A 12740-nucleotide genomic window follows, 5' to 3' on the forward strand; every position below is an offset into this window, starting at 1 on the left:
CGAGGGAGGACATCATGACAGCGATCGATCTCAACAGCGATCTCGGTGAAAGCTATGGTGCCTGGCGCATGGGTGATGACGCGGCGATGCTCGCCGTCGTTTCCTCCGCCAACATCGCCTGCGGGTTCCATGCCGGTGATCCGGCCGGCATTTTCCGCACGGTGAAGGCTGCGGCCGCAAACGGCGTCGTCATCGGCGCCCACGTCTCCTACCCGGACCGCGTCGGCTTTGGTCGCCGCGATCTCGATGCCACGCCCGAGGAGCTGATCGCCGACGTGATCTACCAGATCGGCGCGATCAAGGGCGTTGCCGCCGCCGCTGGCACGACGGTGCGCTACGTCAAGCCGCACGGCGCGCTCTACAACCGCATCGCCTATGATGCGAAGCAGGGCCAGGCCGTCATCGACGGCATCAAGGCTATCGATCCCTCGCTGATCCTGATGGGCCTCGCCAATGCGCCCATCCTCGATCTCGCCCGCACGTCCGGCCTTGCCGTCGTCGCGGAAGCCTTTGCCGACCGGGCCTACACACCGAAGGGCGAACTCGTCTCGCGCCGCGAGGCCGGCTCCGTGCTGCATGACGAGAAGAAAATCGCCGATCGCATGGTGCAGCTCGCCCGCGAGGGCACGCTGGAGGCTATCGACGGCAGCACGATCCGCATCGAGGCGCAGTCGATCTGCGTGCATGGCGACAGCCCCGGTGCCGTTGCCATCGCCCAGGAAATCCGCCGCCGCTTCGAGGCGGAAGGTATTGCTATCCGCTCCTTCGCGAACAAGGTCTGAGGTGACGTCATGACGCTGCCGACCGCCTATCTGGATCACGCCAACGCCACGGCCGCCCGTCAGGCGCGGGCGACCTACCGGGATGGGCTCGTCGCGCCGACCTCGGGCATCGCGCCGGGCTTCACCCAGGCCAATATGATCGTGCTGCCGCGCGACTGGGCCTTCGATTTCCTGCTCTATGCGCAGCGCAATCCCAAACCCTGCCCGGTGCTCGATGTTTCCGATCCGGGCTCGCCGACGACGCTTCTGGCGCCCGGTGCCGACCTGCGCACCGACCTGCCGCTCTATCGCATCTGGCGTGACGGCAAGCTTGCCGAGGAAACGCCTGACGCCACCGCCGCCTGGGCGGAGCGCGACGACCTCGTCGCCTTCCTGATCGGCTGCTCCTTCACCTTCGAGACGCCGATGGTCGAGGCGGGCATCGAGATCCGCCACATGACGGACAAGAGCAATGTGCCGATGTACCTGACCAACACGGCCTGCCGCCCGGCGGGCCGGCTGAAGGGCAACATGGTGGTTTCCATGCGGCCGATCCCGGCCTCGCGCGTTGCCGATGCCGCCACGATTTCCGGCCGCTTCCCGGCCGTGCACGGCGCGCCCGTGCATGTGGGTTCGCCCGCGGATATCGGCATCGCCGACCTCGCAAAACCGGATTTCGGCGATGCGGTGCGCATCGAGCCGGGCGAAGTGCCGGTTTTCTGGGCCTGCGGCGTCACCCCGCAGGCGGCCGTGATGGCTTCGGGCGTGCCCTTCGCCATCACCCATGCGCCGGGCTACATGTTCATCACCGATATCCCCGATTCCGCCTATCACGCGTGAGGCTTCGATGCGTTTTCTACCCGTCAGCCTGACCACCATCCTCGTCGAGCTTGCCGATCTCGACGAGACGCTTGCCCTTTTCGCCTCGCTGCAGGCCGATCCGATCGACGGCATCGCGGAAATGGTGCCGGCCGCCCGCACGCTGATGATCCGTTTTCGCCCGGAAAAGGTCTCGTCTTCGGATCTTGCGGCAGGCATCGCGACGCGCGATCTCTCGGCGAAAATCGCGCCCTCGGAGCATCTGGTGGAAATCCCCGTGCGCTATGACGGCGAGGATCTCGGCGATGTCGCCGAGCTGACCGGCCTCAGCGTCGAGGAGGTCATCCGCCGTCACACGGAAAGCGAATTCACAGTTGCCTTCTGCGGCTTCGCGCCCGGCTTCGGCTATCTCGTCGGCGGTGATACCGCACTGCATGTGCCGCGCCGCAAAAGCCCGCGCACCCGTATTCCGGCCGGTTCCGTAGCACTGGCCGGTGCCTTCAGCGGTGTTTATCCGCAAAACAGCCCCGGCGGCTGGCAGATCATCGGCACCACGCCCGTCAAGATGTGGGATATCGACCGCGACCCCGGTGCGCTGTTCCAGCCCGGCTACCGCGTGCGTTTCTTCGATATGGCGAAGGCGGGCAAGACCGTTAGCATCCCCGAACCGGCCGCCCGCGCGGAGCGCGCTGTCGCAGCCGACGACCCGCAGTTCAAGGTGTTTGCCGCACCGATGCCTGCGGTCTTCCAGGATCTCGGCCGTTTCGGTCAGACGGGACAGGGCGTCTCCGCCTCCGGCGCGCTCGACCGTGGCGCCTTCAACGCCGCAAACCGTATCGTCGGCAACCCGGGCAACACGCCGGCTCTCGAATTGACCCTCGGCGGCTTCTCCTTCGAGAGCAATGCGCGCGCCGTGATCGGCCTTGCCGGCGCACCCTGTCCGGTGACGGTGCGCGATGCCGCCGGTCGCAATCGGGATTTTCAGACCTGGCAGCCGATCGCGCTGGAGCCCGGCGACGTCGTCACCATCGGCCATCCGAAAACCGGCATGCGCGCGTATCTCGCCGTGCGCGGCGGGTTCGACGTTGCTTTGGTCCTCGGCAGTGCGGCGACCGACACACTCGCCGTTGTCGGCCCGGAGCCGGTCACATCGGGAACGGTGCTGGCGCTGAAAGGCCGCAATGAAGGGCTGACAAGCGTCTCCACCGATGAAATCCCAGCCTTCGATGCGCCGTCAGCAAGCGAGGTGGTGACGCTCGACGTAGTGCTTGGCCCGCGCACGGACTGGTTCACCGAGAAGGGCCTGGAAACGCTGACGAGCCAGCTCTGGCAGGTCACGCCGCAATCGAGCCGTGTCGGTATCCGCCTTGCCGGCGATGTGCCGCTGGAGCGCAAGGATAGTGCTGAGCTACCGAGCGAAGGCACGGCAACGGGGGCGATCCAGGTGCCGCACAGCGGCCAGCCGGTGCTCTTCCTCGCCGACCATCCGCTGACCGGCGGCTATCCCGTCATCGGCGCGGTCGCCGAATACCATCTCGATCTGGCCGGCCAGATCCCCATCAACGCAAAGATCCGTTTCCGCCCGATCGGCCCCTTCGCCGATATCGCAGCAAGCCGCTAGGAGAGCGCCATGAAGAAAGTGCTGATTGCCAATCGTGGCGAAATCGCCGTGCGCATCCTGCGCGCCTGCCGGGACTATGGCCTGCAATCCGTCGCCGTCTATGCCGATCCGGATGCCGATGCGCTCTTCGTGCGCCTGGCCGACGAAGCCTACGGCCTTGACGGTGTGCGCCCGGCGGAAACCTATCTCGATATCGACAAGCTGATCGCGATCGCCAAGCGCTCGGGTGCTGACGCGGTCCATCCGGGCTACGGCTTCCTGTCGGAAAACGCCCGCTTCGCCAAGGCGGTGCAGGAGGCCGGCCTGACCTGGATCGGCCCCGATCCCGACGTCATCGTGGCGCTTGGCGACAAGGTCGAGGCGCGGCGCATCGCGCAGAGCGTCGGAGCACCGCTCGTGGCCGGCAGCGACGGTCCGGTTTCCTCGGCGGCGGAAGTGATTGCCTTTGCGGAACAACACGGTCTGCCGGTTGCCATCAAGGCCGCGCATGGCGGTGGCGGACGCGGCATCAAGGTCGCGTGGAAAATGGAAGAGGTGGCCGATCTCTACGAGTCTGCCGTGCGTGAGGCGACCGTTGCCTTCGGCCGCGGTGAATGTTTCCTCGAACGGTTCCTGGATCGTCCGCGCCATATCGAGGCGCAGGTCATCGCCGACAAACACGGCAATGTACTGGTTCTCGGCACCCGCGACTGCTCCGCGCAGCGACGCAACCAGAAGCTCATCGAGGAGGCCCCGGCGCCCTTCCTCGCGCCTGAACAGCGCGAACGGATCCACGCCGCCGCCAAGGCGATCTGCGCGGCCGCCGGCTATTCCGGTGCCGGCACGGTGGAATTCCTGCTCGGCGTCGACGGCACGATCTCGTTCCTCGAGGTCAACACCCGCCTGCAGGTGGAACATCCCGTCACCGAGGAAACGACGGGCATCGACCTCGTCATCGAGCAGTTCCGCGTCGCCGAAGGCCAGCGGCTGACGCTGCTCGAAACACCCGCGCCGCGCGGCCATTCGATCGAGTTCCGGATCAATGCGGAGGACCCCGGCCGAGGCTTCCTGCCGACGCCGGGCGCCATCACCGCCTTCGATCCGCCCTCCGGCCCCGGCGTGCGCCTCGACAGCGGCGTCGTCACCGGCTCGACCATCCCCGGTGTCTACGATTCGCTGATGGCGAAGCTCATTGTGACCGGCGCCACCCGCGACGAGGCGCTGCGCCGCGCCCGCCGGGCGCTGAAGGAATTCCGCATCGAGGGTGTCGCGACGGTCCTGCCGTTCCATCGCGCGGCCATCGACACCGAGGATTTCATCGGGACCGATGGATTCAAGGTGCACACTCGCTGGATTGAGACCGACTTCGCTGCGATGCCGGAGGCGGCGACCCGACCGGAGCCGGCGTTCGACCCGACGCTGATCCGCACCCATCTCGAAATCGACGGCAAGCGGGTTTCGCTGGCGTTGCCGAGCCTGCTGCTGGCCGGCCTCGGCACAGCGGGGCAGGGCACGATATCGGTCGGCAGTGGCAAGCCCGTCGAGGATGGCATCGCCGCCCCGGTCTCAGGCACGCTGCAGGCCTTCAAGATCGCCGATGGTGCCATGGTTGCCGAGGGTGAGCTGGTCGCCGTCATGGAAGCGATGAAGATGGAGACGCAGGTGCTCGCCCCCAAGGCCGGCCGTCTGCGTCTGCGCGTCAAGGAAGGCGATTATCTTCAGGCCGGCGATACCTTGATGGTCTTCGAGAGCTGAGCGCCCATCCCAAATGGGACATTGACCCAAACGGGCAGCACTTGCCTTAATCCCCCCGGATTTTTCATCTGGGGGATACATGGTACGCACGCTTCAAAGCACGCCGAAGGCCGATGGTTTTCGCGCACCGGGAGAATTCGAGCCGAAGGCCGGCTGCTGGCTGATATGGCCGGAACGGCCGGATACCTGGCGGCTCGGCGCTAAGCCCGCGCAGAAGCTCTTTGCACGGGTCGCGGCGGCGATTGCCGAAAGCGAACCGGTCACCATCGCCGTCTCCTCCCGCCAGTGGCTGAATGCCCGCGCCATGCTGCCGGAGCACGTGCGCCTCGTCGAAATGTCGACGGACGATTCCTGGCTGCGTGACAGCGGCCCGAACTTCGTCATCAACGATCACGGTGCGGTGCGCGGCGTCGACTGGACCTTCAACGCCTATGGCGGCAATGACGGCGGCCTCTATGCGCCGTGGAACCTCGACGATCTCGCCGCCCGCAAGGTGCTGGAAACCGAGAATATGGACCGCTACCGCTCGACGCTGATCGCCGAGGGCGGCGGCCTGCAATGCGACGGGCAGGGCACGCTGATCACCACGGAACAGTGCCTTTTGAACCCCAATCGCAACGGCCATCTCGGCAAGGCCGAGGTGGAAAAGCAGCTGTCCGATTACCTCGGCCTCGAACACGTGATCTGGCTGCCGCGCGGCTTCTGCTTCGACGAGACGGACGGCCATGTCGACGACGTCTGCTGCTTCGTGCGGCCGGGCGTCGTGGCGATGAGCTGGACGGAGGACCGCGACGATCCGCAATACGATATCGTGCGTGAGGTGGAGGACGTCTTGCGTTCGGCCCGCGATGCGCGCGGCCGGTCGCTGGAGGTGCATCGCATCCTGCATCCCCGTCCGATCGAAATGACGGCGGAGGAGGCGGCGGGCGTCGATCAGGTCGACAGCACCTGGGCGCGTCCGGCCGGCAACCGCATCGCGGCCACCTATATCAACTACTATCCCGGCAATTCCGCCGTCGTCGTGCCGCAGTTCGACGACGAGAAACTCGACCTTGCCGCCAAGGCCAAGCTCGCCGAACTCTTCCCCGAACACCGCATAACCGGCATCGAAAATTCCCGTGAAATCCTGCTCGGCGGCGGCAATGTCGCCTGCATCACCCTGCCGGTCTATGCTGGCCAGACGAAAGCCTGAGGAGAAGACCATGCGCAAGACAGCTCTCGTCTCGGCCCTCGCTCTGCTCGCTGCCATTGGCGGCGCGCAGGCGCAGGAGGAAAAGGTCGTCAATGTCTACAACTGGTCGGATTACATTGCGCCGGATACCGCGGAAAAGTTCGAGAGGGAAACCGGCATCCGCGTCGTCTATGACGTCTATGACGGCAACGAGGTGCTGGAAACCAAGATGCTAACCGGCGGCTCGGGCTACGACGTCGTCTACCCCTCCGCCTATCCGTTCCTGAAGAACCAAGTGAAGGCCGGCGCCTTCCAGCCGCTCGACAAGGCGAAGCTCGGCAATATCGGTAAGCTCGATCCGCAGGCGCTGTCGCTGATTTCGGGCGCCGATCCCGACAACATCCACGCCGTGCCCTACATGTCCGTCACCGATGGCATCGGCTACAATATCGCGGCGGTGAAAGAGCGCATGCCGGACGCGCCGGTCGATAGCTTCGCCATGGTCTTCGACCCCGCGATCGTCGAGAAATTCGCCGATTGCGGTGTGGCCATGCTCGATGCGCCGGCCGAAATCATCCCGATGGCGATGAACTATCTCGGCATCAATCCGCATTCGACGAACCCTGATGATATCGCCAAGGCGGAAGAGCTGCTCCTGAAGGTGCGCCCGCACATCCGCTACTTCCATTCCTCGCGTTATATCAACGACCTCGCCAATGGCGACATCTGTGTCGTGCTCGGCTGGTCAGGCGATATCCTGCAGGCCAAGGCGCGGGCAGCCGAAAGCGAGAAGAAGCTGGAGATCGCCTATGCCATTCCGAAGGAGGGCACGCTGATCAACTTCGACACGATGGCCGTGCCGAAGGATGCGCCGCATCCGGAAAACGCGCTCGCCTGGATCGATTTCAACATGCGGCCTGAGATCGCGGCGGCCAATTCCAGTTATGTCTCCTATGCCAATCCGATCCCGGAATCGCTACCGCTGATGGATCAGGCTGTTGCGAAGGATCCCGGCGTCTTCCCACCGGATGACGTCAAGGCAAAGCTCTTCGTGGTGGAAACGAGCGACGCGAAGCTGCTGCGGCTGCAAAACCGCCTGTGGACGCGGGTCGTTTCAGGGCAGTGAAAGCGGCGCGCGGCCGCCGTCGCGTGCGGCGGCCATCAGCTCGACCTGCGAGTGGATGCCGAGCTTGCGATAGACCGTCTTGATGTGGTTGCGCACCGTGCCGGGTGAGATGGAGAGGTCGCGCGAAATGGTTTTCGCGCAGCCACCATCGATGAGGAGGAGGGCGATCTGACGTTCCCTCGTGCTTAATTCGCCAAGCGAGAGTGGACTTCCCCCCGCCGGGCGCCATTGCCGCCACAGGCGCTCCAACACCAGGCGGGTGGCCTCGGCGGTGGCTTCAGCCATCGCCACATCCTCGGCGCCGAAGGGGCGGGCACCACGACGGCGCAGATAGGTGACGAAGCCCGCAGCATTGCGGTCGAAATTGAAGACGCCGGTGATCTCATCGAAACTGCCCGACGGTTCGTAGAAATCCCGGTAATAGGCGCTGGTGTGGAAGTCGCCCTTGTCGAGCGCGGAGAGCGGCAGCAGGAAATCCTGCTTTGAGCCGACGAACCGGCGGAAAAACGGATCCTGCTGGTATTTGCGCGTGTCGTAATTGTGGTTCCAGTGGTCCGGATCGCGCTCGTAAATGGTGATCGAGGCGCTGTCGCGCAGATAGAGGCCGATATAGACCTGGTCGGAGGCGATGAGATCCCGCGCGCCAGCCGTGAAATGCGCCGAGATTTCTTCGGGCAAGGTGGCGCTGACGGCGGAAGCGATGCCGCTGCTCCAGCGCTGGAGCTGTTCGAAGGTAAGGTTCGGGCGCATGGCGACAGGATAGACGGGGCGGCCGGGAATTCAAGCGGCCCTAGCCGATGGGCTCATCCATGACGAGCGGTGCGCAATGCAGGTAGCGGGCGACCTTGCGTTTGGCGGTTATGTCCGCCCAGACCAGCTCGACCTGGCTTGAACTGAGGCCCGTCGCCGCGGCAATCGTCTCGGCCGGCAGCCCGTGGTTCAGCCCGTAGAGGCAGATATCCATCTTGTCGTAGGGCAGGGCGAAGTAGAACTCCTCCTGCGTCTGCGGCAGGGAATAGGTGTCGGTCGTCGGCGGTCGTGAGAGGATTTCGGCTGGCACGCCGAGATGGGCCGCGAGCTGATAGACCTGCGACTTGTAGAGATGGGCGATCGGCTTGATATCGGCTGCGCCGTCGCCGTTCTTCACGAAGAAGCCCTGATCGTATTCCAGCCGGTTAGGTGTTCCCAGCACCGCGAAATTCAACCGGTCGGCATGGTAATATTCGAGCTGCTTGCGGCTGCGCTGCTTCATGTTCGTCGCCGCGACGATGCCGAGATAGGCGCTGGCCGGCAGGCGTACCTTGCGCATCTCGCCGTCGGGCGTGCGCACGACGAGCGAGGAGATGTTGTAGCCGCCTGTCGTCATCGTGCTGTCGAAGACGATCTTCGACGCCCAGCCGTCGCCGTATTCGGGCACGGCCTCGCGGATGGCCGAGTCGCGGCGCGCGTAGCAGCCCATGGCGGCGAGTGCCGGGCCAATATCCTCAAGAGTGCTGTCGATGCCGAAGGTTTCGGCGACGGCACGGCCAAGCCGCAGGCTTTCCGGATCGGAATCGTTTTCCGGCATATAGAGGGCAAAGACGTTCTTCGCGCTGAGCGCCTTGGCGGCGAGCGCGGCGCACAGGCTGGAATCGATGCCGCCGGAGAGGCCGAGCACCAGTCCGCGCTTGCGCAGATCGAGCCGCAGCTTCTCGCGCAGCCATTGCGAGATGCGCTCCACCTCGGCGGCGGGATCGAGCACGAGCGGGGCGAAGGCGGGGATATGGGACATCATTTCGATCCTGTCGGGTTGGCGGGCAGGGCGGCGAGACTACGGCTGGCCTTGCCGCTGTCGGTTCGGGGCAGGCTGTCACGGAATTCGACGACCTTTGGCACCATATGGTCTTCGAGATGGCGAGCGCAAAAGCGCTGGATCTCGCGTTCCGTGAGATCGGCATTAGAGGCGACGACGACGGCTTTGACAGCCTCGCCAAGCACATCGTGCGGCACGCCGACGACCAGCGCCTCGGCAATACCGGGCATGCGGCACAGCACCTCTTCCACCGCCTGCGGTGCGACCTTCTCGCCGCGCGATTTGATGATGTCGTCCATGCGGGCGACAAAGGTGAGGTAACCGTCGGCATCGGCCGTGAAGAGATCGCCGGTATGCAGGCGAAGCGTTCCGGTGTGGGGCGCCGGCCGCAGCGCTCGGCTGGTAGCGTCCGCTTTGCGCCAATAGCCGCGCATGACATGAGGCCCGCCGATGACGAGTTCGCCGACAATGCCGGGCGAAACCGCCTCACCCGCCTCGTCCACCACCGCGGCGGTGGTGCCCGGTATGGCGATGCCGACCGACCCTCGCTTCGCGTCGATCGTTTCCGGTGGAAGCCAGGTGGCGCGGGTGCATTCGGTCTGGCCGTACATGCAATAGATCCGCACATGGGGCAGGAAGCTGCGCAGCCAGTCGAGATGGGCGAGCGGCAGTGGCGCTGCGGCGCTGGTAATGTAGCGCAGGCTCGAAAAGAACGACGCATCGAGGTCGCGCGCCTGCATCATCATCGCGGCCATGGCCGGGACGAGCGGAAACCCCGTTACCCGCTCCGTGCGGATCGTCTCGAAGACGGCCTGCGGAAAGGCGAAGGACTTTTCGATGACGAGCGTCGCGCCTGACAGTATCGCGGTCACGAGCTGGTTGAGCCCGTAGCCGAAGGACAGCGGCAAGACAACCAGCAGGACGTCGTCGGCGGTATTTTCGAGATAGCGGGCTATCGACCGGGCCGCGGCGTCGAGTGTGGCGTGGCTATGCATCACGCCCTTGGGCTCCCCCGTCGAGCCGGAGGTGTAGATAAGTGCGGCGAGGTCGGTGTCGGGACGGTTTTCGGCCGGGATCAGAGGCATTGCTGAAAGCGCGGCGTCGAAGCTGCCGGCCTCGCCTGCAACGAGCCGGGGGCGGGCGGCGAGAGAGGGGATTTCTTCGACAAGGTGTTGCAGGCGGCTTTCGAGGATGAGGGCGACGGGCTCGCAATCGCGTGCGATGGCGGCCAGCCGTTCGGCCTTCGTCGCGGGATTGACCGGGCAGATCGCAGCGCCCGCCATCCATGTCGCCAGCACGGCGACGGCGGTGCGCCAGCCGTTGTCGAGAAAAATGAGCACGCGTTCGCCGCGACCGGCGCCGTGGTCGCGGAGCGTCGTCGCAAGACGTCTGGACAGGTCGAGCAGCTGGTCGTAGCTCAGGCGCGTCTCGCCGGAGACGATCGCCGTCCTGGCGCCGTCGCGTTCCACGCTGGCCTGGAGATAGTGCTCGATCCGCATCGCCGATGCCGTCAGGCAGTCTGTTTGCGGGCGATGAAGCCAGCAATCCGGTCGATCGTATCCAGATTGGCCGGCACGATATCCGCGTCAGCAATGGAGATGGCGAAGCGTTCCTCCAGGAAGCCGACCAGTTCGAGGATGCCGGTGGAATCGATGAGGTCGTTGTCGATCAGCGAGAGGTCGTTTGCAAGCGGCTGGCTGTCGTCGCCGAAGAGGAAGTTCTCCACGATGAAGGCGCGGATGGCGGTTCTGCTTTCGTCGGACATGTCTGGGATCCCGATCCTTTATGCGCGAGGTGTCGATGGCGCGGCAGCGCCGAGAAGCTGTGTCGAAAGAATGCCGATGAAGGCGGCGTTGTCGCGAAAACCGCTCGCCTGGCCCTTGAGGACCTTGTCCTTCAGCTTGCCGACCGCCGGGCCATTGAAGAGGCCGCTTTCGGCAAGCCGGGCCGGCGAAAGCACATCGTCGAGATAGGCCGGCGTGCCGGGCGCGGCGAAACTTTCGCTGTCGGGCGCGCGGTACGGCTGCTTCGGGCGGTTGATGATCGCTTCGGGCACGAGGCCGCGCGCGGCTTCCTTGAGAATGTGTTTTTCACGCAGGCCCTGCAGCTTCGCCTCGGGCGGAAGCCTTGCGGCGAAGGCGACGACGCGATGGTCGAGGAAGGGAAAGCGCCCCTCCACGCCATTTGCCATCATTACCCGGTCCCCCTGGCTGGAAAGGATATAGCCGGGCAACAGGAAAGCCGTTTCGAGATATTGCGCCTGATGCAGCGGGTGCCACCGGGCGAAATCGCGCGGCAGCTGGGCGGCGAGGTCGGCGGCGGCGTCATAGTCGCCGAGCGTGTCCTTCAGGTCGGCGGAGAAGAACAGTTTGGCGGCGGCCGTCGAGCGGAAGCGCGGGCGGTGGGAATAGAGCGGATCGTCGAGCGCCTCGGCGCCGAAGGCGAAGAAGCGCGCGAGATATTCCGGCGTCTGCTGGTGCAGGCCGGGCAGGTACGGATAAAGCCGCTGGAAGAGGCGGGGGCGGCGGGTGGAGGCGGGCTGGCCGCCGCAGAAGCGCCGGACGCGCGCCTCGCGGAAAAGATCGTAGCCGGCAAAGATCTCGTCCGCGCCCTCGCCGGTGAGGACGACCTTCATGCCGCGCTCGCGCACGCGGGCCGCGAGCATATGGAGCGGCACGGGTGCCGTGCGCAGGATCGGGCACTCGATATGCCGCATCGCCGCGGGCAGGTCGGCCGCAATCGCCGCCGTCGTGCATTCCACGCTGTCGGCCGCGACATCGAGCGTCGCGGCCATCTGCCGCTGCCAGTCGCTTTCATCATGTTCCCCGCTGCGAAAGGTCAGGGAGAAGGTCCGCAGGCCATGGGTGACCGTTCGCGTGGCAAGCGCCGAGATCAGCGATGAATCGAGTCCGCCGGAGAGATAGGCGCCGACCGGCACGTCGGCGCGCAGGCGGATACGGGTGGCGTCGGAGAGAAGCGCCCGCAGTTCTTCGACCTGCTCGCCTTTTCGGCCGGCCGGCGGCATGTCGGCGCGATCGGGGAAGGAGAGCTGCCACCACGGCCGGATCGTCCGCGCGCCGTCTTTCACGAGCATCAGGTGGCCGGGCGGAAGTTCGTGGATGCCCCGGTAGGCGGTGCGGGGCGGGATGGGGCACCAGAGCGTGAAGACCTGGTCGAGCGCGAGCGGATCGATCTGCGCCGTCATGCCGGGAAGCGCGAGCAGCGCCTTGATCTCCGAGGCGAAGAACAGTGCGCCCTCGTGTTCGGCATAGAAGAGGGGGCGGACACCCATGCGATCGCGTGCCAGAAGCAGCGTGCGGTTGCGCGCATCGTGCAGGGCAAAGGCGAAGTCGCCGTTGAAATCCTGCAGGCAGTCGATGCCTCTCGCCTCGTAGGCCTTGAGCAGCACTTCGGTATCGGAGGTCGTGCGGAAGCGGTGTCCGCGCGCCGCAAGGTCTGCACGCAGTTCCACATAGTTGAAGATCTCGCCGTTGAAGGAAACGGCGAGTGACGTGTCCTCCGTTGCCATCGGCTGGGCGCCGTCGGCAAGGCCGACGATGGAAAGGCGGGTGTGGGCCAGGCCGGTATCGCCGCTGATAAGCATGCCCTCGGCATCCGGCCCGCGATGGCGCAGGGCTGCGACCATGCGGCCGAGCAGGTCCGCGGCCCGTTCCGGTGAAAAATTCCCTCCGTGATATCCAGCGATCCCGCACATG

At 65.5% G+C, this 12740-nt stretch carries 11 protein-coding genes; 6 read left to right on the forward strand and 5 right to left on the reverse strand.

All coding sequences use genetic code 11. From position 1 onward, the window contains the following. Positions 1–14: 14 nt before the first annotated feature. The 6 genes from MUU55_RS16535 (at position 15) to MUU55_RS16560 (ending at position 7232) form a co-directional block, all read left to right on the forward strand. On the forward strand, positions 15–782 hold the full coding sequence (locus MUU55_RS16535) for a LamB/YcsF family protein (protein WP_244761846.1): 768 nt from the start codon (positions 15–17) through the stop codon (positions 780–782). A gap of 9 nt (positions 783–791) precedes the next feature. Beyond that, positions 792–1601, forward strand: coding sequence for a putative hydro-lyase (locus MUU55_RS16540; protein ID WP_244761847.1), 810 nt, complete (start codon positions 792–794; stop codon positions 1599–1601). A gap of 7 nt (positions 1602–1608) precedes the next feature. Further along, a complete protein-coding gene (locus MUU55_RS16545) occupies positions 1609–3201 on the forward strand; it encodes a 5-oxoprolinase subunit B/C family protein (RefSeq protein ID WP_244761848.1) in 1593 nt (530 codons plus the stop codon). A gap of 9 nt (positions 3202–3210) precedes the next feature. Then, on the forward strand, positions 3211–4935 hold the full coding sequence (locus MUU55_RS16550) for an acetyl/propionyl/methylcrotonyl-CoA carboxylase subunit alpha (RefSeq protein ID WP_244761849.1): 1725 nt from the start codon (positions 3211–3213) through the stop codon (positions 4933–4935). Positions 4936–5014: 79 nt separating this feature from the next. Continuing rightward, positions 5015–6127, forward strand: coding sequence for an agmatine deiminase (gene aguA / locus MUU55_RS16555; protein ID WP_244761850.1), 1113 nt, complete (start codon positions 5015–5017; stop codon positions 6125–6127). Between the two features lie 10 nt (positions 6128–6137). Next, entirely contained in the window at positions 6138–7232 is a 1095-nt protein-coding gene (locus MUU55_RS16560; protein ID WP_244761851.1) for a polyamine ABC transporter substrate-binding protein, read from the forward strand. On the opposite strand, the gene MUU55_RS16565 is transcribed toward MUU55_RS16560, so the two are convergent. The 5 genes from MUU55_RS16565 to asnB are packed head-to-tail and all read right to left on the reverse strand — an operon-like array spanning position 7221 to position 12739. After that, a complete protein-coding gene (locus MUU55_RS16565; protein ID WP_244761852.1) occupies positions 7221–7982 on the reverse strand; it encodes a response regulator transcription factor in 762 nt (253 codons plus the stop codon). The genes MUU55_RS16560 and MUU55_RS16565 overlap by 12 nt on opposite strands. 40 nt (positions 7983–8022) lie before the next feature. After that, positions 8023–9003 (reverse strand): NAD(+) synthase, encoded by a 981-nt coding sequence (gene nadE / locus MUU55_RS16570; protein ID WP_425314188.1) that lies wholly within the window; start codon positions 9001–9003, stop codon positions 8023–8025. Next, on the reverse strand, positions 9003–10523 hold the full coding sequence (locus MUU55_RS16575; protein ID WP_244761854.1) for a class I adenylate-forming enzyme family protein: 1521 nt from the start codon (positions 10521–10523) through the stop codon (positions 9003–9005). The genes nadE and MUU55_RS16575 overlap by 1 nt, the downstream gene beginning before the upstream one ends. Before the next feature lie 11 nt (positions 10524–10534). Beyond that, positions 10535–10789, reverse strand: coding sequence for an acyl carrier protein (locus MUU55_RS16580; RefSeq protein ID WP_244761855.1), 255 nt, complete (start codon positions 10787–10789; stop codon positions 10535–10537). An 18-nt stretch (positions 10790–10807) separates the two neighbouring features. Beyond that, positions 10808–12739 (reverse strand): asparagine synthase (glutamine-hydrolyzing), encoded by a 1932-nt coding sequence (asnB, locus tag MUU55_RS16585; protein ID WP_244761856.1) that lies wholly within the window; start codon positions 12737–12739, stop codon positions 10808–10810. Position 12740: the final 1 nt, after the last annotated feature.

The sequence above is a fragment of the Shinella curvata genome (genome assembly GCF_022899935.1).
Lineage (GTDB): Bacteria > Pseudomonadota > Alphaproteobacteria > Rhizobiales > Rhizobiaceae > Shinella > Shinella curvata.